This is a genomic window from Nonomuraea maheshkhaliensis, assembly GCF_039529435.1.
Taxonomy (GTDB): domain Bacteria; phylum Actinomycetota; class Actinomycetes; order Streptosporangiales; family Streptosporangiaceae; genus Nonomuraea; species Nonomuraea maheshkhaliensis.
Genome location: NZ_BAAAMU010000066.1, coordinates 36,047 through 61,391 on the forward strand (window position 1 = coordinate 36,047; position 25,345 = coordinate 61,391).

20 protein-coding genes, 1 pseudogene and 2 CRISPR repeat arrays are annotated in these 25,345 nt (G+C 67.2%); of the genes and pseudogenes, 7 read left to right on the forward strand and 14 right to left on the reverse strand.

Going from position 1 to position 25,345, the window contains the following annotated elements; all coding sequences use genetic code 11:
- The first annotated feature begins 82 nt into the window (after positions 1–82).
- The gene (locus ABFX54_RS34690; protein ID WP_346110858.1) at positions 83–1,483 is read left to right on the forward strand and encodes a YfjI family protein; all 1,401 of its coding nucleotides are present in this window, start codon (positions 83–85) and stop codon (positions 1,481–1,483) included.
- A gap of 487 nt (positions 1,484–1,970) precedes the next feature.
- Positions 1,971–2,378, forward strand: coding sequence for an RNA-binding protein (locus tag ABFX54_RS34695; protein WP_346110860.1), 408 nt, complete (start codon positions 1,971–1,973; stop codon positions 2,376–2,378).
- A 342-nt stretch (positions 2,379–2,720) separates the two neighbouring features.
- Positions 2,721–3,359: direct repeats of the CRISPR family, unit length 29 nt; unit sequence GGGACCATCCCCGCGTGCGCGGGGAGCAC.
- A gap of 146 nt (positions 3,360–3,505) precedes the next feature.
- Here ABFX54_RS34695 and cas2e read toward each other — a convergent pair.
- The 8 genes from cas2e to cas3 are packed head-to-tail and all read right to left on the reverse strand — an operon-like array spanning position 3,506 to position 12,663.
- Positions 3,506–3,856, reverse strand: coding sequence for a type I-E CRISPR-associated endoribonuclease Cas2e (gene cas2e / locus ABFX54_RS34700; RefSeq protein ID WP_346110861.1), 351 nt, complete (start codon positions 3,854–3,856; stop codon positions 3,506–3,508).
- On the reverse strand, positions 3,853–4,818 hold the full coding sequence (gene cas1e / locus ABFX54_RS34705) for a type I-E CRISPR-associated endonuclease Cas1e (protein WP_346110863.1): 966 nt from the start codon (positions 4,816–4,818) through the stop codon (positions 3,853–3,855). The genes cas2e and cas1e overlap by 4 nt, the downstream gene beginning before the upstream one ends.
- 3 nt (positions 4,819–4,821) lie before the next feature.
- Entirely contained in the window at positions 4,822–5,511 is a 690-nt protein-coding gene (gene cas6e, locus ABFX54_RS34710) for a type I-E CRISPR-associated protein Cas6/Cse3/CasE (protein ID WP_346110887.1), read from the reverse strand.
- Positions 5,511–6,215, reverse strand: a complete 705-nt coding sequence (gene cas5e / locus ABFX54_RS34715) for a type I-E CRISPR-associated protein Cas5/CasD (protein WP_346110865.1) — start codon at positions 6,213–6,215, stop codon at positions 5,511–5,513. The genes cas6e and cas5e overlap by 1 nt, the downstream gene beginning before the upstream one ends.
- A complete protein-coding gene (gene cas7e, locus ABFX54_RS34720; RefSeq protein WP_346110866.1) occupies positions 6,212–7,411 on the reverse strand; it encodes a type I-E CRISPR-associated protein Cas7/Cse4/CasC in 1,200 nt (399 codons plus the stop codon). Before cas7e ends, cas5e begins: the two co-directional genes overlap by 4 nt.
- Positions 7,411–8,058: a type I-E CRISPR-associated protein Cse2/CasB gene (gene casB / locus ABFX54_RS34725; RefSeq protein WP_346110888.1), complete on the reverse strand. Its 648-nt coding sequence runs from the start codon at positions 8,056–8,058 to the stop codon at positions 7,411–7,413. Before casB ends, cas7e begins: the two co-directional genes overlap by 1 nt.
- Positions 8,058–9,773, reverse strand: coding sequence for a type I-E CRISPR-associated protein Cse1/CasA (gene casA, locus ABFX54_RS34730; RefSeq protein WP_428834604.1), 1,716 nt, complete (start codon positions 9,771–9,773; stop codon positions 8,058–8,060). The genes casB and casA overlap by 1 nt, the downstream gene beginning before the upstream one ends.
- Positions 9,745–12,663 (reverse strand): CRISPR-associated helicase Cas3', encoded by a 2,919-nt coding sequence (gene cas3, locus ABFX54_RS34735; protein ID WP_346110870.1) that lies wholly within the window; start codon positions 12,661–12,663, stop codon positions 9,745–9,747. The genes casA and cas3 overlap by 29 nt, the downstream gene beginning before the upstream one ends.
- Before the next feature lie 110 nt (positions 12,664–12,773).
- On the opposite strand from cas3, the pseudogene ABFX54_RS57150 reads away from it, so the two are divergent.
- Positions 12,774–12,974: pseudogene (locus ABFX54_RS57150) on the forward strand (hypothetical protein); the annotation flags it as partial.
- A gap of 118 nt (positions 12,975–13,092) precedes the next feature.
- Positions 13,093–14,768: direct repeats of the CRISPR family, unit length 29 nt; unit sequence GTGCTCCCCGCGCACGCGGGGATGGTCCC.
- 304 nt (positions 14,769–15,072) lie between these two features.
- Here the strand turns inward: ABFX54_RS57150 and mobF are convergent.
- A complete protein-coding gene (gene mobF, locus ABFX54_RS34740) occupies positions 15,073–20,307 on the reverse strand; it encodes a MobF family relaxase (RefSeq protein WP_346110872.1) in 5,235 nt (1,744 codons plus the stop codon).
- A 261-nt stretch (positions 20,308–20,568) separates the two neighbouring features.
- Between mobF and ABFX54_RS34745 the strand changes: the two genes are divergently transcribed.
- Positions 20,569–20,787, forward strand: a complete 219-nt coding sequence (locus ABFX54_RS34745; protein ID WP_346110874.1) for a hypothetical protein — start codon at positions 20,569–20,571, stop codon at positions 20,785–20,787.
- A 36-nt stretch (positions 20,788–20,823) separates the two neighbouring features.
- Here ABFX54_RS34745 and ABFX54_RS34750 read toward each other — a convergent pair whose 3' ends face one another.
- Positions 20,824–21,207, reverse strand: coding sequence for a hypothetical protein (locus ABFX54_RS34750; protein WP_346110876.1), 384 nt, complete (start codon positions 21,205–21,207; stop codon positions 20,824–20,826).
- Between the two features lie 26 nt (positions 21,208–21,233).
- On the opposite strand from ABFX54_RS34750, the gene ABFX54_RS34755 reads away from it, so the two are divergent.
- Positions 21,234–21,716, forward strand: coding sequence for a hypothetical protein (locus ABFX54_RS34755; RefSeq protein ID WP_346110877.1), 483 nt, complete (start codon positions 21,234–21,236; stop codon positions 21,714–21,716).
- 126 nt (positions 21,717–21,842) lie between these two features.
- Positions 21,843–22,205, forward strand: a complete 363-nt coding sequence (locus ABFX54_RS34760) for a hypothetical protein (RefSeq protein WP_346110878.1) — start codon at positions 21,843–21,845, stop codon at positions 22,203–22,205.
- Between the two features lie 363 nt (positions 22,206–22,568).
- On the opposite strand, the gene ABFX54_RS34765 is transcribed toward ABFX54_RS34760, so the two are convergent.
- From ABFX54_RS34765 to ABFX54_RS34775, 3 genes are all read right to left on the reverse strand, one after another.
- Complete coding sequence (locus ABFX54_RS34765; protein WP_346110879.1) at positions 22,569–22,862, reverse strand: hypothetical protein; 294 nt, start codon at positions 22,860–22,862, stop codon at positions 22,569–22,571.
- 92 nt (positions 22,863–22,954) lie between these two features.
- Positions 22,955–23,458, reverse strand: a complete 504-nt coding sequence (locus tag ABFX54_RS34770) for a single-stranded DNA-binding protein (protein WP_346110880.1) — start codon at positions 23,456–23,458, stop codon at positions 22,955–22,957.
- Between the two features lie 72 nt (positions 23,459–23,530).
- Positions 23,531–23,722, reverse strand: a complete 192-nt coding sequence (locus ABFX54_RS34775; protein WP_346110881.1) for a hypothetical protein — start codon at positions 23,720–23,722, stop codon at positions 23,531–23,533.
- A 721-nt stretch (positions 23,723–24,443) separates the two neighbouring features.
- On the opposite strand from ABFX54_RS34775, the gene ABFX54_RS34780 reads away from it, so the two are divergent.
- Complete coding sequence (locus tag ABFX54_RS34780) at positions 24,444–24,965, forward strand: hypothetical protein (protein ID WP_346110882.1); 522 nt, start codon at positions 24,444–24,446, stop codon at positions 24,963–24,965.
- A gap of 85 nt (positions 24,966–25,050) precedes the next feature.
- Here the strand turns inward: ABFX54_RS34780 and ABFX54_RS34785 are convergent.
- A partial coding sequence (locus ABFX54_RS34785) for an IclR family transcriptional regulator domain-containing protein (RefSeq protein ID WP_346110883.1) occupies positions 25,051–25,345 on the reverse strand: 295 nt, incomplete at its 5' end.

Genomic DNA, 25,345 nt, shown 5'->3' on the forward strand with positions numbered 1-25,345 from the left:
CGGGGAGGCGTGGGAGGAGATCATCCCACTCGGCTCACGACTCGTCCCGCCCGCCTTCCCCGTGGCCTGCCTGCCGATCTGGATGCGCGACATGATCGACGGTGTCGCGGAGGAGACTCAGACCGCGCCCGACATCGCCGCCGCGTTCGGCCTCGGCGCCCTGTCCACCGCGGCCGGCGGCAAGGCCACCGTCCGGGTCCGCGGCGGCTGGCATGAGCCCCTTAATCTCTTCCTCGCCTGCGTCGCCCCGCCCGCCACCCGCAAATCAGCCGTCTTCCGCGCCATGACCGCCCCGCTGTACGAAGCCGAAGAGGCCCTGGCCGTCGCAGGCCGGGCCAAAACCCGGCAGGCGGAGTTGCTGCGCCTGCAGTTGGAAGAGGCCGACAAACAAGCGCGAACGCGAGCCGTCAGAAGCGGCTCCGCCAGCGACTTGGCGGAAGCGGAATCCACAGCTCTGGCTCTGGCCGAGATTTCAATCCCGCATGAGGTTCAGCTCATCGCCAAGAACGTCACCCCCGAGGAATGCTCGACCATCCTGTCCGAGCAGGACGGGCGCCTGGCCATCCTGTCCGCTGAGGGTGACATCTTCGACATCATCTGCGGCCGCTACAGCAACGGCGTCCCCACCCTCACCCCATTCCTCGAAGCCCACGCCGGCGACGTCCTCAAGGTCAACCGCCGCGGACGCGCCGAATACGTCAAATCCCCCGCTCTGACCATCGCGGTGTGCATCCAGCCCGCCGTCCTGACCGTCATCGCGGAAAAGCCCCGCCTACGCGGCCAAGGCCTGCTGGCCCGGTTCCTGTACGCCCTACCGCCCGACACCGTCGGCTACCGCAAGAGCTCCCCCGCCCTCGTCCCCGACGGCGTCCGCGAAACCTACACCGACACCTTGCAGGCCATAGTCCTCAGCCTCGCCGAATGGGACCAGCCGCAGATCCTGTCCCTGTCTTCTGCCGCCGACCAACTCGTCACTGCCTTCCAGGACGAGATCGAGCCCAAGCTCCGCGCTGGCATCGGCGAGCTGGACAGCCTGCGTGACTGGGCCGGCAAGCTCGTCGGCGCCTGCGTTCGCATCGCCGGACTGCTGCACCTCGCCCTGCACGCCGACGACGGCTTCCGCAAACCCGTCACCGAGGACATCATGCGCGACGCCATCGAGATCGCCCGCTACTACATCGCCCACGCGGCAGCCTGCTTCGGCGTCATGGTCGAAGGCCCCCACACCCAGCTCGCCCGCGACGCCCTCAACTGGATCACCAAGAACGACAAGGTGGCCCAGAACAGAACCTTCAGCCAACGCGACCTCCACCGCCGACTCCAGTCGAAAGCCAAGGACGCGGCCACCGTCAGCGCAGTCCTCTCGCTGCTGGACACCCACGGCTACATCCGCCCCCTCCCCCAGCCGGAACGCGACTCCAGAGGCGGCAGAACGCCCTCCCCTCGGTTCTCCGTCAACCCCGTCCTCTTCGAGGAGCGATGACAGAACCGACACAACCCTCTCGACCTGCGCCAACACGCCCGACAGAACGGAGAGACGAAACCATGACGATACTCACGACCGATGACAGAACCTCAACCTCCCTGCCCCCTGCAGCGCTCTCGTGCACAGACGCGGTTCCGTCATCGCCGGCGCCATTGCGTCACAGCTCTGTCCGCCCCTCCGTCATCCGCCAACGCCCCTGGTCAACGCCCGAAAGTGGAGTTCTGTCAGTTACGTCAACGGCTTCCGAGCCCACAGGCTCTCCGTACGAACGACTTCACCTCACCAGGTCCGGGCGCCCGGCACAGACCTCTCGCGCCCTGTCCACGCGGCGGCCCTGCCACACGCTCCGCCGCCAACCATCCAAGCCAGGCCAATCGGTACGGCCAAGCCAAGATCGGCGATCACGTGTGAGGCGGCCCCTCACACCTCGGACTGTGAGGCAACGCCTCACAACGAAACGGAGAACAGAGGGTGGGCGGTAGTCATGGGTACCCCCGCTCGCGGCAAGCACCGTAAGCGCGTTGTGGAGACCGAGGACTACGTCGCCATGCTGCACCGGATGATCGAAGCGCTCGCCCGGCGACTGGCCGATGATCCGGTCGGGCTCGTGCACGTCGAGCCGTTGCGCGAGCACCTGCGGGACGCGATGAACACCGCCATCGCGATCAACCAGGGGAAGCCGCGCGGCTACTCCTTCGGCGAGCTGGCCAAAATCCTCGGCATCAAACGCGAGTCGGTCTACGAACGCGCGATCAAGGGACGCGCGCTGCTGGCAGAGATGCGTACCCGGCTCGGTGTCGTCAGCCTGCGTGAGCACCGCCAGGAACGGCTCGATCGAGCAGGTGTACCCGATCTCCGAAATGTCGACGACGGGCGATCATCGGCGCGCTAATTACAGATGCCAGCCGCATCGTGATCAACGGCCGCCCCTGATTCTCATTCGATGTCACTTCCGCCGCTGTGCTGAGATCCATAACCACCAAGCGGCCTTTACAAAGCAAAGCTGCCCGTGTCTGGAGTGCGAGGGCCTGGGATGTCCAAGGCCTTGATAAGGAATCGAGGTCCTACCTCATCAGGAAGCGTAGAGCCACCACCATCCGCACGCATGCGGCTCAAGGTCGAGCGGACTCCTGATAGTCGATCGTTCAACACGGGAGCTCGTTTAACACATCTCGATCATCCCCCGCGTGCGCGGGGAGCACATCGGCCTGCTGGAGATCGCCGCTGCCCGCTCGGGACCATCCCCGCGTGCGCGGGGAGCACTTGCGAGCCTCGACGATCCGGGTGGCCACCTCGGGACCATCCCCGCGTGCGCGGGGAGCACTTGCGAGCCTCGACGATCCGGGTGGCCACCTCGGGACCATCCCCGCGTGCGCGGGGAGCACGTCGGCGAACTGTACCCGTGCAGGCCGGACGTGGGACCATCCCCGCGTGCGCGGGGAGCACTACTTGGCGTTGACGACCTTGCGGCGCTCCCGGGGACCATCCCCGCGTGCGCGGGGAGCACAGCTTGGCTCGACCTAGATCCACACGCAGCCGGGGACCATCCCCGCGTGCGCGGGGAGCACTGGGTGGCCGATCCGGGGTCGCTGACGGGTCCGGGACCATCCCCGCGTGCGCGGGGAGCACGGCGTTCCGGCCTCGTAGCTCGTGTTGGTGAGGGGACCATCCCCGCGTGCGCGGGGAGCACGGCGTTCCGGCCTCGTAGCTCGTGTTGGTGAGGGGACCATCCCCGCGTGCGCGGGGAGCACATGGACCTGTTTACGGCGCGGATCGGTATCGCGGGACCATCCCCGCGTGCGCGGGGAGCACCAGTTGCGGGGGTGGCGTGACGTTACCGGCCGGGGACCATCCCCGCGTGCGCGGGGAGCACTCTCGATGACCTGCAGCGTTAGCCCGCCAAGGCGCCCAGATCGAGCACTTTCGAGAATTCGGACATTTTGGACACTCTCGATCAATGGCGCGGACGAGAACATCGCCATGCGCCTGCCTACGGTGGCACATGAAGCAGTTGGTGGGTCAGCGCTGTCCGTAACGGCGGCGTTTGGATGCCTTGCTCCATCCGGTAGGGGCAGAGGCCGCCGCGGTTGCCGGCCGGTCTTTGGGCCGACGTATCAAGACGAGACCGTCGTGATCGATGGGGTGCCATTTGTGGTCGTGGGTCTCGAAGGCGAATCCCTGCTCGTTGTTGGTGGTGTAGGCGAGCAGAGCGCGTCCGGTGTCCGCGTATTGCTGGACTTCCATCCACAAGGCTTGTCGGATGCGCGCCGACGGCCCGCCGATGAAGACGCCTGGGGAGATTTCCATCAGCCAGCGCGTCAGGAAGCCCCGCAGGCCGGCGGGGCAGCGGGTGAGCACGATGACCATCACCAGGGCACCTCGTCTGCTTGGTCGTCGCCGTAGTTACGGCCCGATTCCAGTTCGATGCCGTGGTCGCTTTGCAACGTCACACGATCGACGTCCTCGTCCGCTGTCTCATCGATGGCGCTGTCGGTCAGCAGGAGGTGCTTGATGTCCGTGACGCACCGCTTCAGCAGGCCGATCTTGTTGACGTGGTCGCGAATGGCCCGGCGAGTACGGGAGCCGACGTCCTCGGGGTCTTCTGCGGCCATGTCGAAAGCGATGGGGATGGCGATTTCGGTCTTGTAGAGGTCCGCGATGTCCAGCACGAAGGCCAACTCATGCCCGGAGTGGATGAACCCGAGCCCGGGTGCGCAGCCCAGTGCGGTGACCGTGGTCTGCGCGATGCCGTACATGCATTGCGCTGCTGCCGTGACGGCTTGGTTGAGCGGGTCTGTGGCGCTGAAGTCACCAGGGATGTACACCCTGCCGTTCCAGGGGAGATCGACCCGGGCGGCGTGCCTGCGATAGCAGTCCTTGACACGGTGTCCTTCCCGGCCGAGAAGCTCGTGCCGGGTGAGGCGGTCAGGGTCTTCCCCGGGGAAGCGCATGCGGTACATCTCGCGGGCTACGTGGAGCCGCGTGCGGCGGTTGGCCCACTTGGTCGCCTGTGCCTCCACCATCGAGGAGGACCGGTTGAGGGAGCGCCCTCCTGAGTAGAAGCGAACGCCTTGTTCTCCTACCCACACCACTCCCGCTCCGCATTCGCCCAGCACGCTCATGGCCTGATGGGTCACGCGGGTGCCGGGCCCGAGTAGCAGCGTGCCGATCGTCGCCGAGGGGATGTGGGTGACGCCTTGGGCGTCTTCAGCGGTGATCGCATTGTCTTCGCGGTGCAGGGTGCAGCGTTCAAGGTAGATGAACGAGATTCGATCTCCCATGCGCGTGAGTTCGCGGGGAGAGGATGCGCCGCGCTGGCTGACGGTGGCCATGGCTCATGCCTCGGCCAGGGTCATCAGGCCGCAACCGTATGCCTTGGCCTTGCCGAGCCCGAGGCTGAGAGTGCGCCGCAGCGCGTCGGGGTCGGTGATCTCCAGGCGCCCGTCGTAGGTGACGGTGACGAGAGTGACCGGTTGCCGCTGCCCGCTCTTTTTGAAAGCGAGCTGACGACGGTCATGGACAATCAGCTCATACCGGTCCTGACCGGGGATGAGTTGCCGTTCTGCGGGCTTTTCCAGCACTTTGAATCCCGCGCTGTCCTGGCGTTTCAGGAGCCAGCCCAGCTGATGCCGAAGGCCGACATGGGCGGTGATCTTGGTGGGTTCGTCGTCGGTACGGCGGGCGGTGTGCACGGGGTTGGCCGTAAGCCGGAACGCCCATCGGTCTCCAGCAGCGAGCCGGGACAGGAAAGGTGCGTAGTCGTAGGTCTGCCAGCGTCCTGTCTCGGGCCAGCCGGCCTGCTCGACCAGGTGGGTGAGATCGGGCTTGTCGGGACCGACGATGTAGAGGTAGGTCTCTGCTTTGCTGTTGCGATCGATTCTCCACAGCACCCGCGGTGTGCCTTCGCCCGCGGGTGGCAGGTCGGCGAAGGAGGAAAGCACCCCGGCGTGCAGCATCTGCGGTGAGGACAGCAGCCGACGAGCGCCCAGCCGCGCGGTGTTCAGGCGAAACCGGGTCAAGTACATCACGCACCTCCCAGGACTGAGGTCGGGTCATGAAAGGGACGCGTAGCGGCAGGGTTGGTGACGTCCTGGCTGGCTCGGCGAACTCCACGCAGGGCATAGCGTCGATGTAGAGGATCGAAGCTGACCGGCTGATCGCGCAGGCTGTCGACAGAGCCCTCCTCGGGTGTCGCCTCGAGGAGGATTTCCAGTTCGACCTGCTGTTCTTTACGTCGGCGGCGCTGATACCAGGCTGCGGCTCGCCATTTCTGGCGGCGCAGTGCCTGCTCCGCTGTGTGCTCGTGGTCGACCCCCAGCGCGATCGGGCGTGCCGGTGGACACGAGCGACGCCCCAAGTAGGGCAGGAAGACCGGGGCGCACAGTGCCTGGTGTAGTTCGTCGATCAGGGCGCTGTCGCCTTCCACTGCGACCAGGAAGACGGCATCGGCCAAGTAGAAGCGTTCCGAGATCGGCATCGCCTCTCCCCCGGCGAAGTGGTGCGCGGTGTGGAAGTCGCGCAGCACCGTGCCGGGCTGGTCGATGCGGACGGCGAAGCGCAATGCGGCCAGATCGTCAACGTCGTCCGTCCGCTGGCGGCCCTGTGCCGCGGCGAGCAGCCCGATCACGGCGCTTTTGGTGGGCGCCGCCTCGGTGGAGCGGCGGGCGAAGCGCGAGGAGGCTCCCCACGACTGCAAAGGGCCGGCCAGTTGCATCAGCAGGACGCTCATGCCCCGTCCTGCCTCCGCATGATCTCCTCGCCGATCGCCGGAACCAGCTCGGGCAGCGACATCTCGACGCCGAGGGCCGACAGCGCTTCGGTGTTCTTGCCGACGCGCAGCACCCAGGTCGGGGCGTCGCCGTCGAGGCCGTAGGCGCGTTCGACCTCGGGGATGTAGGCGGCCAGGGCTTGTGAGGCCTGCAGCAGGTGGCCCCCGGTCTCCGGCTCGGCGCGGCATGGTTCTTCGAAGGCGGCGACGAAGTTGACGGGCCGAGCCGAGCGCACCTTGACCACCACCGCGTCGGGCAGGGTGTGGTTGCCGAAGGTGTTGATCTTTCCGGTCGGCAGCGAGGTGAGGAAGCTGTGCACGAACGTCTCCACCGCCCGGCGGACGGGCTGTGCGACCGGTTCGTCGTCGCGTAGTCCTTTGCCGAGGTTCCTGCGCAGCAGATCGACGTCGACGGCGGCGTAGCGGTAGAGGGTGGCGGAGTTGAACTCCACTGTCCCGATCATGCCGGCGCCCAGGTCATCGCTTTCTCTGTTCTTGTAGTCGTCGACTGCGGTGTAGTAGTCGGACTCGTTGTCCACCTGGTGCACGCTGATGGCGTGCGCGACCTGGGCGGCGGCGTCGACGTTGATGTCGGCGCCGTCGGCGACCATGCGGCCGAACAGGGCGATGTCGACCGAGTGCCGGCCGTTGGCGATCTGTTTCGCCTGCTCCTTGACGGCCTTGTCCTTGAGGTAGTCCTTTCCGGCGCCACGCGCTTTGACCGCGAGCTCGGCCAGGCCGTCCAGCTGATGGGCGCTGAGGAACATCAGATACTTCGACTCGGGTGCGGGCGCGGGCTCCGCTTTGCCCTTGCCGTTGTCGGATTTACGCTTGGGCGTCTCGATCTTGGAGCCGGTCGCCACCTGCACGACTTCGGCGGCCAGGGTCCATGCCTCGGCCTGCTCGATCGTTTCGTCCAGCTCTGTGATCCGCTCTGTCAGCAGTTCGGCCACCCTGCGGGTACGCACCCCGAGTTCGCTGGGGTCCAGCAGGTCGTGGAAGCTGCGCCGGGTGGCGCGTTTCCATGCTTGGCTGGAAACCCTGGCGCGGCGTACCCCGCCGTAGACGGCGGTTTTCGGCGTCCCGGTGTCATCGCGGTTCAGGCAGCTCGGCGGCACGGTCTGCAGGACATGGAGCTCGAGGACGGTTCGGGTCATCAGGTGTCCTTCTCGGGGGATGCAGACTGATCTGGGCTGGTGTCCATGGACGGTTGGTCGGGGCGGTAGGCGTGGAAGCTGCGGCCCCATCTCTGGCGAACCTGGCGTAGCCCGTCCGGAAGCTGCGCGCGGTAAAGCTGCTGGGCCAGCAGGGCGTAGTCAAGCGGGATCGACTGCCCGCGCAGCAAGGTGATGATCTCGCGCAGCCGGTAGGCCAGCACTTGGCGGGTGCCGGCGGTTCCGACGCGGACGAAGCGGCGCCGGATCGGCTCGTCCAGAGCGCCGCCGGGCATCAGGCGGCGCACCGCGGCGCCCAGTTCGACACCGCTGCGGTGCATCCGCTGCTCGGGTCGGGACTGCTGGTGAAGCGCGTACAGCGTGACCGCCAGGAACAGCGCGGCCTCGGCCATCTCAGCCTCTCGGGCAGACAGCGTCTGCTCGGCGTACAGCCGTTCCGTGCCCGCCATCCCCCACAGCTCTGGAACATCTTCGGGAAGCTTGCCAGCGCCGCGCCTGAGCTGCGCCAACGCGGCGACGGCGGCGCTGTGGTCGGCGAGATAGCCCTGTTGCAGTTCGCTGATGTACGCCCCGGCGATCTCGCCAACGAGATCGCCGGGTGGGCGCCGGACAGCGGAAGGAACCGACATCACGCGCGTGCCTCCACGTTCTGCGGTGAATCACTTCGAAGATCAGTGTCAGATTCGTCCGTTACGGCCAAGGGCAGCACCTTGCGCAACCGGCCGCGGAAGGCCCAGTCCGCCTGGGAGTCGGTCAGCCAGAGCTCCTGGCCCTTCTTCGTCTCGATGACGCGGCCCCGCCACGCGGCATCTCCCGCCTCTCGCATCAGGGCGTCACTCTGACGGCTGATGATCCGATGTACCTGCTGCTGCCAGGCCGTTCTGCGCTCCTGAGCGTCATCGCCGGCACGAAGACCCGCCAGCCAGGCGCGGAACGGCCCGTCGAGCGCGCTGAAGCCGAGGTGGCGAGCCGTGGACTTGGGCGGCTCGCCCTCCGCCCCGCAAGCCGTGGCCAAGTCGAACGCGAAGTTCCCCAGGACGGTCACCGCGGCCTCCGCGTCGCCGACCGCGCCGATGGCATGCTGCCCGAGACCACTATCGCGCTCGTACAACAGAACGACCGGCATGCTCACGGCATCGTCGATGATCTCGTCGATCACGGACTGCTGAGTGCCGTACACCGCGCCGACCAGCCGTGCCCGGATCAGAAAATCCGGCGGCAGATCTCCTTCCACGGTCAGGCGGGCCACCCAGTCAAGAACGCGTGGCCGGACGACGGCCACATCCTCGCCGCGCTGCTCACCCCCGGTAGCGTAACCGGCGATCAACGCGCCAAGCCCGCGCCAGGCGCTTCGGCTCGGATCGTGCTCGCGCGGCATGTAGACCTGAGCCAGGCCGAGTTTCTTCTCCTGGGCAGGGCTGCGCCGCCAGCCGGTCATCGGCTCGTGCTGGTGCTTGTTCACGGGCGAGAGCGGATCACCGTAGGTGAGCACCACTCCGGTCACGCCCAGGCTGTCGTGGACGAGCCGCACCCGCCGCGACGGCCAGGTGTAGAGGTCACGTACGCCCGCCGGGCGCCTGCTCAGCTCCAGCGCGTCCATCTGCCCGGGACCATTCGGCTCGCGCCGCCAGGCCGGCGCATCTCGCTCCGGGACAAGGCGCAGGTTGTCGGTGTCGAAGGCGATCAAGTTGAGCAGCAGCGTCTCGCGCAGGCTGTGCCCCTCGGCCATGACGCCGCCCAGTGTGCCCGCCCACCCCACGCCTTGCGGATACGCCCGGCCGCCCTTGACCCGTGGATCGCAGACGACGCCGGTCTTGATGCCAGCGGTGTCGAAGGCGTGCGTGTGCACCAGCCAGCGGGCGGCCTCGGCGAAACTCAGCCGTTCGGCGCCGCGAGCACGCATCGTGAAGTACCGCGCTCCGTTGGGCACATCCGCGATGATCCGGTCCAGGCGGGCGATCTCACCCGACATCGCGCGCAGGCCGGGGGTCTGGAGAAACGGCTGCCCGGGGTGCAGCAGGTCCAGCCGGTCCCGTTGTCGGCTCAAGTAGTCACTGATGCGGCTGATCGGCAGCCCGTCTTCCCACAACGCCTGCCACTCCTCGACGTCCTGCGGCCCGTCGATCGCGTCATGAAGAATCGCCAGCAACAGCCGCAGCAGCGCGAACTCCTGCGTGGGAACATCTCCCACCAGCCGGCGCAGGTTGTCGGCCTGCGCGAAGACCTCCTCCAGCGACAGCTCTTCTTCGCTGCCGTCACGACGCTGTACCGGCAGCCACGGCCGGCGGGTCAGATCGAAGGACGGTGTCTCGGAGTCACGCGGCACGAGCCACCTCCAGGCCATCGACAGGTGTGTAGCGCAGGTCGTAGCCTGCCAGCCGCGTACGACAGTTCTCGTCCAGCACCAAGAGCAGCTCTCCCGCCAGCCAGTAGCACTCCTTGACCTGCCACGCCGCGATGTACTCCTTCTCCAGCTCATCGATCGCCTGGTCCAACACGCGCGTGAAGGAGAAGTGGAAGGGCAAGCGCAGGCTGCACGAGGCCACGATGCGCGCAAGATCCGGTTCTGGCGCCGTATCGGCAGGAAGCTCCAGCCCGCCACGGCCCTGGCTCAGATGCGGCAACGTCGCCAGCACGCCGTCCGATCGGCGGTGCACGACCAGCACCTCCAGCGTCTCAGGGCTGTCACGGACCTGGGCCTGGCCACGGCGTGTGTCGTCGGCATCGCCGACCCCGGCATCGATCCAACCGACCATCGCGCGACCGGCCTTGCCGACGGCATTGATCTGAAAGTCGTGTGCCTTGCTGTCCTGATTCGCCTGGTACAGCTCCTGCTCACGGCGCGCTCGCTCCAGCGCTTCCTGCCACGACGGCGGCCCCACCAGATCATCCCCGTAAGCGGCCTGGACCAGCGGGTTGATGTCTTCGGGCAAACGCACTGGACGCCCGCTCTCAGCACTCCCAGACAGGTACGGCTCCAAAACAGCCGCCGCTCGCAACAGGGCGTACTCCCGGTAGATCCGCTTGGACCCTCGCACCGGCTCGACCGGAACCGCGTCCCAGTCCGCGCCCGTCACCAGGCAACGAGCCACCCGCAGTCGTGCCGGACGATCACTTTGGCCTGTACCCCGGATGTGTCGATGCAGCCGGCCCATCCGCTGCAACAGCAGGTCGACCGGGCACAAATCCGAAACCAGAAGGTCAAAATCGATGTCGAGAGACTGCTCGGCGACCTGACTGGCTACCACGATGTGCATATCCGTAGGACGACGGTCCCCGCTGATCTCAGGCGGGCCGAAACGTTCCAAAAGATCAGCGTCCTTGTCCGCACGATCCACATCCACGAAACGGGCGTGAGCCACGCTGACCCTGCGCTCGCCGAATCGCTCCCGCAGATACGCCGCGGTCTCCATCACCCGGTCCACGGTGTTGCGTACGATCAGGGCGCAGCCACCCTCACCCAGTGCACTTTCCAGCACGTCACCGAGTTCGCCCAGGTCATCGCGCAACTGCTCCAGGTGCACCCCGATCTCACGGCCCGACGAGGGCACGACCTCAGGCACGACCGGACGGCCGGGCTCCACGACCGTCAACAACGGATACCCCTTGGCATCCCCCACCGAGTCGAAATCCCCGCAGCCTGCGGCGGGGCCCGCGTACGCCCGCGCGAGCTCGCGGCGACGGCCAGCGGGCAGTGTGGCTGACAGCACCACAACAGGAACCCGATAAGCGCCCAGCCACGACAGTGCACGATCCAGATAGGAATTCATGTACGTGTCATAAGCGTGAGCCTCGTCGATGATCACAACCTTTCCCGCCAAGGAAAGATGACGCAACGCCAGGTGGCGGCTCTTCAACCCCATGAACAATAGCTGGTCGATCGTGCCCACCACGAATGAAGACAGCATGCCCTTCTTACGACCGCGCAGCCACTGGTGGGCGACCAGTTCAGCCGAAGCAATCCTGCGATCAGCTCGATGACGGTATTCAATCCTGCCTCCATCCACCTCAATTGCTCGTGTCCCCCGACGACCGGCACGAATCAGCTGGGAGTAGTCCTCATTCAACGCAGCCTTGGAATGCGCCAGCAGCACCGAGCGCCGACGAGGCCGATTCCCCGCATCGGGAAGCCGACTCAGCCATTTCAGCATCCGCGGAAACATCGCATTGCCCGTTGCCATTGTCGGCAACGCAACAAAACAACCGCCCGCCCCAGAACGAGCTGCGAACACCTCCGCCACGGCCAGAGCCGCTTCGGTCTTCCCTTCGCCCATCGGCGCCTCGATCACCATGAGCCCGGCCGACGACATCGCCCGCGCTGCTCGGACTGCCCGTTCCTGAACCGGCCGGATCCGGCTACCGGCGGGCAACCGGAAGCGAGAAGCGAACAACTCCTGCGGGTCACCGTCGAAGGTCTGCCCCAGCCACGGCTCCGGCAGATCCAGGCCGCGCCAAGCCGCCTCGATCCGATCCTTGTCATTCTGCTGCGATGCCAGAGGAAAGTACGGGAACAGGTCCGGGTTGCTCGCAATCCAGTCCGCGACAATGACCAATCCGGTGAGCAGAACCTGGGCAGGCTGCGAAAGCTTCACCTGCCGCCAACTCTTCAGTCTCTCCTCTACCCCGCAGATTTCCGCGCAACGATCCAAGAGCTCCCACTGCACGCTCCGCCACAGCGACGCGCACCCAGGCATGCGCAACAACTGCCCGTTGACAGCCAACGCCTGAATATCGGAATGGGTGGGCGGCACCCCGTGATGACCGCCCGCGATAATCCCAAACTGCACCGTGGCCGAGCGTTGCCAGCCGAACCGATCCGACAACCACTCCTGCACCAGCATCTGTCCCGCCAGCCCGTGGGGCGCTAGCTTGCGGTCGAGCAACTGTTTCTGTAACGGCATATCCAACCCGGCCGCCCGCATGACATCGGCGAGCGACTCCACCTGGCAGGCGAAGGCCGGAGTCGCCTTCCCGATGTCGTGGCTGGCCGCCAACCATACCGCCAACCGGCGCCCGTCCTCGATGCCTCCCGGCAGGCTCTCGGCGATGACCCGCATCACCTGGACGGGCAGCCAACGGTCCCACAGCAAGCCAGCCACTGCTGCGCTGTCCGCCATGTGCCGCCACAAGGGCAACCATCCACCGGTTTCCTGGTGATGCTTAGCCCAAACCGCGCCGGCCGCAGCGGTCAGCCCCATCGCCCAACGGCCAGGAGAAGGCTCCTCATCGAGCATGCAGCCATTAAAGGACATCATCCCTGGGGAAACCCCAACAATCGAAGATTTTCATGGCCGCGTGACAAGCAGAGGGGATGCCTGTATGCAAGCGGTCCCCTCTGCCTCGCACCTGTCGGGGCGTCAAGGTCATCGGCCGCTTCCCCGGCGAGATCATCTGCGTCTCACTCGTGTGGGCCGTCCTCGACCGAACTGCCCGTGGCTGGCGCGGCTTTATCATGACCAGCACGGGTCTGCGAACCCTGCACTACCTCCGCCGAGCCCTGCTCCACCCACGGAGTCTTTTGTGCTGCTCCGAGGACGCGACCTAACCCGTATCGTGAAGTTCTCATTCCGCATAAGCCAACCTGAACAGTGTCCAGGATGTCCGAATTCTCGAAAGTACTCCATTTGAGCGCTTGTCCGGGCTAACGATGCAGGTCATCGAGAGTGCTCCCCGCGCACGCGGGGATGGTCCCTTTTACAGCATCGGATTCATCGCATTCATAGAGTGCTCCCCGCGCACGCGGGGATGGTCCCCACTTGGGCGACACGGGCCGCTTCTACTTCGAGTGCTCCCCGCGCACGCGGGGATGGTCCCGTCGGCCTGTCGGCCACGCCGTCCTTGGCGATGTGCTCCCCGCGCACGCGGGGATGGTCCCCAGTCCCGGACGCCGCCGGCGTCGAGCTCGTCGTGCTCCCCGCGCACGCGGGGATGGTCCCAACATCCCGGTGCCCAGCAGGGTGGACACCGGGTGCTCCCCGCGCACGCGGGGATGGTCCTCCGGCCCGTCGGATCCGTATCCCACTGCGGTTGTGCTCCCCGCGCACGCGGGGATGGTCCCACCGCGTTGATCACGCACGGTGCCAGGAAGTAGTGCTCCCCGCGCACGCGGGGATGGTCCCCGCCTTCTCGTAGACGGCGATGTCGTCCGGCTTGTGCTCCCCGCGCACGCGGGGATGGTCCCACTCTGCTTGAATTGCGCGCCGTGAATATACTGTGCTCCCCGCGCACGCGGGGAGGGTTCGCATTGCAGCGGCAGGTGGCCCGCTTGTCGAAGTGCTCCCCGCGCACGCGGGGATGGTCCCTCCAGGCCCTCCTCGACGCACAGCCGCCGGATGTGCTCCCCGCGCACGCGGGGATGGTCCCACCTGCCCCATGGCGGCGGCGTTGGTGCGGCAGTGCTCCCCGCGCACGCGGGGATGGTCCCGTGGCCACCGTCAACCGGCTCACCCAGGATGTGTGCTCCCCGCGCACGCGGGGATGGTCCCTCCTGGAGCGAAACGAGCGGGACCTCGACGTTGTGCTCCCCGCGCACGCGGGGATGGTCCCTCGAAGGTCGGCGGTGGAGACTTGGGAACGCCGTGCTCCCCGCGCACGCGGGGATGGTCCCTCGATCAACAGACGTGGAGAAATATAGGAGCTGTGCTCCCCGCGCACGCGGGGATGGTCCCGATCCTGGCGTGGGGTCGAAGCCGAGCGCCTCGTGCTCCCCGCGCACGCGGGGATGGTCCCCGCTTGTTGACCAAGGAATGTCCTGGTAGGGCGTGCTCCCCGCGCACGCGGGGATGGTCCCCGGCCGCAGCCCGCGCACTTGTAGTAGCCGTCGTGCTCCCCGCGCACGCGGGGATGGTCCCTCGGCGGCGATGGCCCGGTTGCGGGCGGCCTCGTGCTCCCCGCGCACGCGGGGATGGTCCCGGATCCGCCCACGGGTCCTTGTAGCGGATGGAGTGCTCCCCGCGCACGCGGGGATGGTCCCCGGGCGGTAAACCAGAACACGAGCACGAACGTGTGCTCCCCGCGTACGCGGGGATGGTCCCTGTGCGAGCGCCTGCGCAGAGTCGAACCGAACGTGCTCCCCGCGCACGCGGGGATGGTCCCCCGCCACAGAAGATGTCGCGGAAGCCTTGGGCGTGCTCCCCGCGCACGCGGGGATGGTCCCGTGGCCGGGATCTTGATCTGGCCCTTGTTCCCGTGCTCCCCGCGCACGCGGGGATGGTCCCGAGCCGGGTGTCTTCTTCTTCACCACGGACGAGTGCCCCCCGCGCACGCGGGGATGGTCCCGCCTTGTTGAGCGGGACGATGCCCAGGTGCTTGTGCTCCCCGCGTACGCGGGGATGGTCCCAAGGTTCCGAAGCCAGCCTTCAAGCCATCTAATGTTCCGCGCCTGATCCAAGCTATCTGGGCCTCACCAGCACCCAGGGCAAGGGCGCCATCGTGCCAGGCATCCTGGCGATCTTCACCAAGACGTTCCACGGCGGCGTCGTAGTCGACCTGTCGCAGGTCAAGCGACTGCCCAGCCTGGCAAGACCGTCACCTATTCGGTCGGCCGCGTGCTACCGGAAATGCTCCGTGACCGCGCCGCCGACGTAGTGGTGACGGCCCAAATCATCCAGCTACATGCCCACCTACCGTAATGCCTTCTTGCCTCAGTGGCTCCGTTCACGATCTTGATGCTCCGGCACTCGGTCTTGAATTCGGCGGCCAGTTGCCGGTGTTCGACTGGCGGCTCGGTGGGTCTCCCGTAGTTCTAGCTCTTCACGAAGGCTCCGCTGATGCTCGGCTCGGGCGTCATGCTCGGCCTTGCGTTGTCCGTGGGGCAGGCTTCGGCGGCGCTCGACTTCTTCTACGGTGGCCTGCAGCATGCGAGCCGTCTGAAGGGCGTTTCCGCGGGCCTCCTCGAGACGGTCTTGACCCGACTTCAGGTCGGTGACCTGGGCTTGCTGCCGCGTTTGTTCCCAGGTGCGCTCCAGTTCGGCGGCCTGTCGGCGGATCTGCGGCCACGAGGAGCGGGAGGGAGCTTGCTCGGCGCTGGCGTGGGCGGCTCGGCTCGCTTCGAGGTGTGCGCTTTCGAGCGTCTGGTGGCTCTGCAAGAGGTCGGCGTGGCGCTGGTAGAGCTGGACGCGCCGGTTCTCCAGGGCGGCACGTCGTGCTCGTGACCCAGGCCGCACCCGTCCTAGCGTGGGAAGTTCGTGACGGATCTGCTGGATCCGTTCCAAGATCGCCTCATTCTGCTGGTTGAGGTCGCTCAGGTGCTGGGCCAGTTCGTCGCGTCGCCGGGCGGCCTGGTCTGCGGCGTCGATGCGTCGGAGGTGCCTCGCCAGTTCGTCACGACGCTGCTGGAGGACGTGCTCGGCGGGGCCGCCGCCGTGTTCGGTGAGGTGCGTCAGGTGGTCTTCTGCGGTTCGTACGGCGGCGGCGAGTTCCTGCTCGCGTTGGCGAAGTTCTGTCATGCGGGCGGAGAGTTGACTGGTGGTGAGTAGGCCCACGCCGTCGGGTGTGCCGGCCAGGGTGGCCAGGAGTTCCTGCTGCTGTTGCGTGGCGTGGTGGTGATCGCGAGCGGCCTGCTCGACGCGCTGCCGGGCCTGAGGCAGGGCCTGGCGGCGGGCGATCTCGTTCTGGATCGCATCCAGTTCGCTGCGGATCTGCTGCTGGGCGGTTCGGGCGGTGACGGCGTCGTTCTCGGCGGCCTGGATGTCGGCTTGCCGGCCGGCATGCAGGATGGTGTCCCAGTGGATGATCAGCTGGTCGTGCTGGTGGCGGATCAGCGGCCATACGGTACGCGGGGGCGCCTGGGCCAGGGCCTGGCGGGCTTGTTCTCTCGCGGTGGCGTGCGCGTGTTGTGCCGCCGACAGGCGAGCGCTCGGCTGCTCGGCGGGCTGGGCGCGCTCCAGTTCTTGTTCGGCGAGGCGAAGTCGCTCCTGCGCTGCGGTGGCTTCCTCGATGCGGCGCAGTCGTTCCGTCAGCTGGGCGCGTTTGCTGGTCAGTTCTTGCTCGGCGGGGCCGCCTCCGGTGACGGCGTAGGTTCGGGCGCGTTGCTCGGCGGCGGTCAGGGCTGCTGCGGCATCGCGGGCTTGGTTGGTGAGCTCGTCGGCGCGGGCAGTGAGCTGTTCTGGTGTGAGCAGCCCGACGCGGTACGGCGTGTGCGAGAGGGCGAGCAAGGCGCCGGCCTGCCTCATCGCCGCGACGGTGTCGTCACTACGCGAGGGAGACTCGGGCCTCTGCGGGGTGGTGGGGGCCGGCGGGCGTACTTCGCCATCCGGGCGTTCGGCGGCTGGCAAGGTGCGGGAAGTCAGAGCCTGCCGGGCGGCCTGCCAGGCCGATTCGCGGTCAGGAGCGAGCGGCCCTGGGCGGTGGTCGGTCAGCAGGGAGGTACCGTATGCCTCACCGTAGGCAGCGATGACGCCGGCTCGGACGATCCATTCCTGTCGTAGGAGGGGTTCGTCGGGGACCTCGCCGAGGTGCTGCAGAGCCCAGGTCGGCGGTGACTGGGCGGCGCGCTGGCCGAGGTGCTCGGTGCGCTGGTCCATACGCTCGGCGACTTCATGGGCGTATCGGGCCAGGTTGGGATCGTCGATGTGCGGCGGCCGGTCACGCCAACGCACGGGCACCGGATCCCGGCCCTCGTCATCGGCGCTCAGCAGGCGAGTGAGTCGGTGGTGCAGTACCTGGGCGATCGAGCGGGCGTCGTTGAAGGTGCGGTGGTGCACCGCCCGGCGGATCAGCTCGGTACTGTCGCGGCCGGACAGCTCGATCCGCTGGAGCAGGGCGTCGAACGCGCGGCGGGCAGGGTCGTTCTGGAGCCTCTCGTACAGGTCGGGGGTGAGCTCCGCGCCCAGCGTGCGGCGGTGGCGGGGCCGGGTCGCCAGGGCGATGATGTCGCGCCAGATGGCCATCAGATGCGCCATGTGGGTGACGCGTTCGCCTTCCTCGCGCAGGGCCTCGATGGCGGCCGGGGCGGCGTCGTCGCGGTCGAGGACGTGGGCGAGGACGGTGCGGGCGTTGAGGGTGGGGGCGCCGGGCGCGGGGTCAGGCTCGGCCAGTTGGAGCGACTGCCGGCCGCCTTCGCGCAGGTCGGCCGCAGTCAGGGCCGTGACGTCGACGTAGCCGACATTGGCGGAGCGGCCGCGGGTCAGCATGACGTACAACATCTGGTGGGTGACGCGACCGTCGATGAGGGCGCGCGCGACGTCGACGGTGCGGCCTTGGGCTGCGTGGGTCGTGGTGGCGTAGCCGAGTTCGAGGTGCTTGGCGGCGTAGTGGGCGGGGATGTAGACGTGGCGGGCGGGGTCACCGCTGGGGTGAGTCCGGCTGGTCAGGTGGGCGATCAGAGCCCCGTCGTCGAGGACTTGGTGGACGCGCAGAACGTCGCGGTTGGACAAGGTACGCCAGGTGCCGGCCACGTTGACGCGCCTGGTGTTGGCGCGGGCCATCACCAGGTCTCCGACGCCCGCAGTGGTGCCGTCGCGAAGCCGTACCCCGTCGGCGCTGACTTCACCGCGTCGTACCAGCTCGGCGCGCACTCGGGCCGCCAGCTCGCGGGCATCGGCGTTGGACATGGTCAGCATCACCGCCCGCCGTCCGGCGGCGCGGTCTTCCAGGTAGTCGGACACCAGGCGGGTGGTCACCTGTTCGCGGTCGCCTTCCACGATGCGGCCACGCTCGTCGTACTCGTCCACCACCCAGACCTGGCCGGAACGCAGCCGTAGGGACGCCTCGCGCTCCCAGACCGCTTCCATACGCTCGACCACGTTCAGCGCGTACGAACCGGCGTCGGCGGCCAGCACGCGCATGAGCCCGCCCGCTTCCGGCGCCGACAGTTGCGCGGTGTCGCCCGCCCACACCACCTTGCCGAACGCCCGTTCCGCTACCTCCTGGATGGCGGCCAGGTCGGCGGTGGGCACCATGGACGCCTCGTCGACCACGATCAGCGTGCCCGGCTCGATTCTGAGTTTGCCCGCCCGGGCCAGCGTGAGGAAGCGGCGAATGTTGAACGTCCGCTCGAAGCCCTCATCGGCCAGCACGTAGGAGGCGTTCGTGGACAGGGTGAGCCCGATCGAACCGACCCCTTGGCCGGCCCGCCACAGCCCGGTCAGCCGGCCCAGCGTGTAGGACTTGCCGGACCCGGCGGGGCCCTCGAACACGTCCACGGCCCGGCCTGAGGTGGCGATGCCGATGATGGCTTCGGCCTGGTCCTCGCGCAGTCCGGGACCGTCGTCGCCGGAGCGGCGCGGGGCCAGCCATTCCTGCACCCGCTGGAGGGGGATTGCTGGTGCGGTACGTGCTTGAGCGGCGGTGAGCAGCCGGTTTTCGATGGCGAGGTGATCGTCGGTGGTGAATCGCTCGGCGCAGGGGGCGACATAGGCGCTGCTGCCGTTCGCCCTCCGCAGCTCGGGAGGCACCTCGACCACTTCGGGCACGTTCAGCAATCGCACTCCGTACGCGTTGCCCGGGCCGATCGCCTGCTCGGTCAGATCCTCCAGCACCTGCCTGACGGCGTTCGCGGGTAACCCGCCGAGCCAGCCGGGCAGGTGGCGGTTGATCGCGCGGGTCACCTCGTACCGGGAGAACACGGCCTTGGCTCGTTGAGCGTCCGCAACCGCGGACTGCAGGATGCGGTTGATCTGCTGCTCGGCCTGGGACTCTTCGGCGACCTCCATAGCGACGCCGGGTCGAGACGTACGAGTCGCATGGCCCGAGCGCTGCAGGATCTGCTCGGCGAGAGCCGTCGCCTGCTCCCGGTCGGAGTCCGTGTCCGGATGCGTGCGTCCGTTGAAGACCCGATTGGGAACGTCGGCCAGTGTGCCTGACTCAACCTGTCTGGACTGCTCCATCCACTGGTCCAGCTCCGCGGCGTGGGTGGGCGCGGGAGCCTTGCTCTTTCGGGCCTTGGTGGCGCGGGTGGCGTACTGCGCCATGGAGAACAGGGCGCGAGCCGAGGGCTCGCGCCTGTGCCGGGCGACGTACTGCGCACGCAGCTGCTCCAGAAATCCGGAGACCTCGACGCGACGTGAGGAGAACATGCCGATCAAGTCGTCGTCGATGCCCTCGACCTCCAGCCCATGGCCGTCGGCTCGAACCCGCGTGTTGATCGGCAACGAACGGGTCAGCGTCTCCCACATGACGCGCTCAGCCAGCGCGGCCGCTGCGGGACGGACGGCGTGGATCGCTCGGCTGTCCAGAGCCCGCCACTTGCCGTCCTCGTCGCACGGAACCCGGTTAAGGACGGGGTTGTGCACGTGCAGCTGCGGGTCGCCGTTGCGGGAGGTGTGCTGCCGGAACGAGGCGACCACCCAGCGGGGCGCGTCGACCCAGCGTCCGGTGGACCGGCCCGCCGCCTTCGGGCCGTGTTTGCCAGCTCGGCTCACCCCGCATACGTCCTGGTAGTACTCCAGCATCGCCCTGTTGCCCGTCATGACCGCGTCCCATACAGCGGCTGCCTGGGCCCGGAGGTCCAGAGCTTGATCGGGGTGGCCATCGCGTTCTCGCTCAGCCGCTTTCGCCAGCAGGCCGGCGTGGAGCAACGTCACGCTCTTGGGCGGGCTGAAGGTCAGGTCCAGGAAGTAGACGGGCTTACGGCCGGTGTCCGCGGCGAACTGCGCTGGTCTGCTGCCGAGCACCGGCTTGTCCGCTTCAGGGACCGACGGGTCGTCGAAGGCGGGGTCACGCGGGTCGGCGAAGCTGCGATACAGCCGTTCGAAGGCTGTCGGTTCGACCGGTTCGCCGGGCGTGAACCCCAGCTCGGCGCAGGCCTCGCCGCTCCATATCCCTGGCGGTTCGCCACGCTCTTCGTCACCGAGCGATGACAGGTAGTAGTTCTCCGCTCCCGTGCCGACCTGCCGCGTCAGATACCCCGGGTCGTAGCCGAGGCCGATGCTCAGCATGGGAGTGCGTCACCTCCGGGCTGCGAACCCGGACATGAAAGCCGGATCAAGGCACCACAGCCGAGATCACGAACGTGATCAATATAACAAGGGGGACAAAAGATGCCTAGGTGTGAAGGCCGATCCAAGGGCCTTCACACCTAGGCAGAGGGCGGGCGCTCCGCGCACGGCTACTGTAGGACCGCCACCTCATGCGGGGACTTAGGGCCGTACCGCTGGGGCTCTGTACGTGCGCGGCAAGGTCGGGAAGGACGGCGGGCGATGAGCGCAGTAGTGACGGTTCTGCTGACGATCGGCGAGGAGGCGGAGTTGATCACGCCGCATCATGACGCCAACGCTCCCCTTCGAGTTTCGGCCCACCGCATCGCAGCGCAGGCCGGTCTGCCCGCCAACGAACTGCCCGGTCGCCGCTTCACGGTCGAGCGGCTGACGGCGACCGATGCTGACGGGTTCGCCCTTGTGGACGACCCGCGTCTATGACGACGCACACGTGATCATCACCGACGGGGTCCATGGTCACCGAGCTTTCGGTGGACGACCTACGCGGCGATCCCATGTTTTGTTGAAGGCGTTGATGTCTTGTCGCCGCCACAGTTTCCCAGCGAGGTGCGGGTAACGCTGCTGGGGAAAGTCGGGTTTCGTCTCGGCGAGCAGGTGAAGGCGCGAACGTGAGACACCGAGGATCTTGGCGGCTTCCGCTGCGTCCACCAGGTCGTACCGGCTTGGTTCACTTCGGACGATCTCACCAAGGGCGAGCAGCAGGTTTTCGCCGTCGCTCCTGGCGGGTTGGTCGCCCGGGCTGAGCGTGTTGGCGGTCTCGGCGAGTTCGGCCATGGTGATTCCCAACGCACGGGCCACGTGGGCGGCCGCGTCGCGAATCGAATCGGTGATGTCTTCCATGCCTTCAGTATGCCATTAACTATTGAATGTCTTCAACGATTAATGGCATAATAGAGACATCGGCAAGGGGGTCGAAACCCCGAACCGCGCACATTGACAACTCCAGAGAGGACACCATCACGGTGGACCGCGAAGAGTACCTCGCACGCGTAGATGCGCTGCTGGAAATGCTGATCGGCATCTACTTTCGCCTCACGAAGCTACTCACACTCCTTCCCGTCCCGATCGGACTTCCCCGGATCGGCGACGAGACGGACCCGTTCGACGTCGTCCATGCCCTCGTCAGAGCGAGGGCGCTCATCCTCGATCTCCCCCTGGACGACAAAGTCAGATCCCTCCTGCACATGACGCTCACCGAGTGGCCAGCGGTACTCGATCTGTGCGCCTTGTGCATGATGGAAGACGAGCAGGAAGAGTACCGGATCGACGCCATCTGGCTCATGATCATCCGCCTCGGCACATTGACCGAAATGCTCGCTCCGGAACTCGGTCTCAACCTGGATCTCTGACCGTTTCCGATGGCCTCACCCGGTTCTTTCCGGGTGAGGCCAAGTCGGTCATCAGGCATCGGTAAGGGAGTCGAAATCCCGAACGATGTCGCACAGTGACAACTCACGAAAGGGAGACCATTCCCCATGGAAGAACTGGAAGAGTTGGCTGAAATGCTCTTGGGGGCCTACGCCCTCACCAACAAACTCCTCAGCCTCCTGCCCATTCCCATCGAACTCCCGCCCATCCGCATAGAGGATTCAGACGGCCTTCTCGGGGCTCAAGCCATGGAGCGCGCACGTATTACAATGCTCGACCTTCCCCTGGACCCGGTCACCACGGCAATCTTCCGTGACCTCATCTTCCAGTGGCTGATAGCCCGGGATCTCTGTGTACTGGCCGCCACGGTGTCACCGGACCCGCACCGCGTCTATGGGCTCAGGGCCGCACTCGCTAGATTCAGTGATCTGTCGGTGAAGGCGGAACGGCAACTCGGCTACGACGGGTGAGCGGAGTTCACCAGCGGATGTGACGGGACCGGCAAGGCGGAACCCCGAAGGGTTCTGAATCGAAAACCTTGCCGGTCCCTGCACATTGACAACTCCCGAAGGAGTCCGGCCCCAGTGTAACGTTCGCCGCCCTCCGGTCGCCTCGTCCCGTCGTTGCCGGCCAGGGCCAAAGGGCCGCGCCGCTGTTGTCCTCGGTGCCCGCGGGATGCTGCGCGACCAGGCTCGCCAACGGGGCGGGTGGGCAGGCCGCCTGGTCCGACGAGTTGTCGCGCGCCCGGTGGGCGGTCTGCCCACCCGCGGCGCGGGGGCCTGGGGGCGGCGTAGCCCCCAGCCGCCCCGTGCCAGAGGCCAGCCACTCCCCCGCTACGAACCCGAATCTTCCGTACGGGCGGAGGGTTCGCCCAGAATCGCCTCTGCGACGCGCTGGGCGATCTCGTCCGGCCTGGAGCGGATCAGAGTGTTGATCGAGCGAAGGTTGACGGGTCGGCCGACGTCGCGGCCTTCCGGCCCGGAGACGAGCGCGATCGATGGAGCGTCGCCGACGAAAGTGATCTCCAGCTGCCAGAGACGGCGGCGCAGGATGACTCCGGGATCGGCGTTGAACTCTACGGTCCAACCGTGCCGGCGCGCGCGACGGGCTATGGCGTCAGGGTCCATCGAGGTTTCTTCCCCTTGTCAGTAGAAGGTCGTACAGGCGATGACGGTTCCGAGCGGGCGGAACTGCGGCAGTTCCGCCCACTCGGCACCGGTCAGAACTCCGGCTCGGAAGTCTCATCGTCGCTGGTGGCGGTCGCGTGGGCGGCGGCCATGGCGGGCTCTGTTTCAGGGCGCTCCGCGAAGACGTTGGGCCAAGGATCTTCGGTCGGCGCGGAGCCGGATGAGCGCCCGTTCTTGACCGGGGTGACCCTGACGGTGGCGCTGCGCAAAGACGGGCCGACTTCGATGACCTCTATCTCGTAGACCGTACGTTTGCCGCCCTCGATCGTCTCGTACGTGCGCTGCTTGAGACGGCCCTCCACGATGACGCGCATGCCCCGCTGAAGTGACTCGGCGACGTGTTCGGCCTGCTGTCGCCACACGTTGCAGGTCATGTAGAGCGGGCGGCCGTCCTTCCACTCGCCGCTCTGGCGGTCGAGAAAGCGCGGCGAGGAGGCGACGCGGAAGCGGGCGACGGCGTCCCCCGTAGGCGTGAAGCGCAGTTCGGGATCGTCGGTGAGGTTGCCGGTGAGGGTGATGGTTACGTCGTTGGCCATGGCAGTTCTCCCTTTGCGAAACGTGGGCTGGTCGGAGAGGGGGCGGGAGTGTCGTCCCGCCCCCGCGGGCGGTTAAGCCTGGGTCGCGCGGTCGGCGGCTTCCGCTAGGCGATGCGCTTCGACGGCCTCGCTTACACATTTCGGGCAGATCCGGCCGCCACCATTCAGCGGCCAGCTGTCCCGCAGCCGGATCGCGTCGCCGCAGCGGATGCAGGCGGTGAGGTCGGTGGCGTAGAGGCGGATCCCGAGCGTGAGGCGCTTCATCGGTGGCTCCCTTCCGTCCGCGGCTCCCGGGCGGGCGGCCGCTGCGTGTTCCGGTGCGGGAGTCCGCGCAGGCGGGAGGGAGGAGTGCAACCGAGCGGCCTCGCGGGAGGAAGATGTTTTCCGCGCGGTTGAGGAAGGCGCCGGCGAAGCCGGTGGGTTCCGCGCGGAAAAGATCTTGCCGCGCGAGATCAGCCGCTCGGTTGCGCGACGACCGGACGCCTGCGAGGGTGACTGAACCGGAACACGTGGTGGCTGCTCAACCGCAGGTCGTGGCCGGAAGTGGAATCACCGATGAAGCGCCTCAGCGCCCGCCGGCTGCCCTCTGCTGTCGATCGGGCCTCATCGTTCAGCTTGTGCCAGGTGAGAGATGAGATCGCCTCAGCGTGATGGCGGACCCAGGCCAACGCAGTCGTGGCGGCGTGACGCTGGCGAGAGCGCAGGTGTGGCACGCCTCCGGTAGGCGGCTCGCCCGAGGCCGAAACGGTTCCGGTGCGCGACGTGCTGCCACGCCGAGCTGAGGCGGTCTCGGCACGGGCCGAAAGTCTGTACACGGCTGCCGTCCAGCTGTTAGATGACGCGAGCGGGCGCGAGCCTGCGTGAGCCAGCGCGAAAAGATCACCACTAGGCCGTAAGCCGCCCTGACGCCAACGGAATTCGATGTTGCGTGCGAAAATTGAGTTGAGTACACAGGCGCGTCCTCCCACGATGAAGAGGGGACGTCATGGCGGTTCTGGCAGGAGAAGAATTGGACAGCGCCTCGGACGACGCTCTGCGCTTGCAACTGACACAGCGTGGCCAGCGCTATGTTCTGACTGCCCGCCGTACTGCGGACGGCGGGTTGCAGATCGAGCTCAACGGGCGTGACGCCGACGGTGGGCAGGTGGCGGAGCTGAGCGGTCACCTGCCCGCAGCCGACCTCGGGTTGCTGGTTGATCTGGTCAAGCTCCTGAAGGGACGATGCGGCCAGGGGAACGAGAGCACCGGCTCGCTGGTCGAGCAGCAGAAACTTGTGCACGCTGCGGCGTATCGCGGCTGGAGCGATGAGCAGGACGACGAACTGCGGCAACTCGCGTCCCAGCCAGGGGCCTCGGTCAAGGCCATCGCCGCAGCGCTCGAGCGTAGCGAAGGGGCGATCAGATCGCGGCTGAGACGGCTGCGCGATCGGGATGCTGCCGCACCAGACGGAGATCGAGCAATTTCAGGCGCTGTCAAGGCGCCGGACGATGAGCTTGCCGCGGAATAAGAAACCTGCGCCAACTCGCCGCTGAGTCATCCTTTGGGTGCGGCTTCGATGGGGGAATCTGCACGATCAGCCGACCCGGTAACGTTCATGAGCCGATCTGGTGGGTGTCGTTCAGTGCGCGTGAGATGGCCCGCGCGGTGGCGCGGACGGCGGGTACATAGATCGCCGCGTCGAAGTCGGCGCTCGGCGCCACCACGGACACGGCGGCGACCACGCCGTCCGCGTCGCGGACCGGCGCGGACGCCGTGGTGTGCGGCTGGGGCCCGGACTTGCTCCCCATGGCGTAGCCGCCCCGTCTGACCTCGGCCAGGACGCGGCGCAGGCTCTCGGCGGTACGCACCCCGTCGTAGCTCTGCCCCGGCTTGAAGCGTTCGAGGATG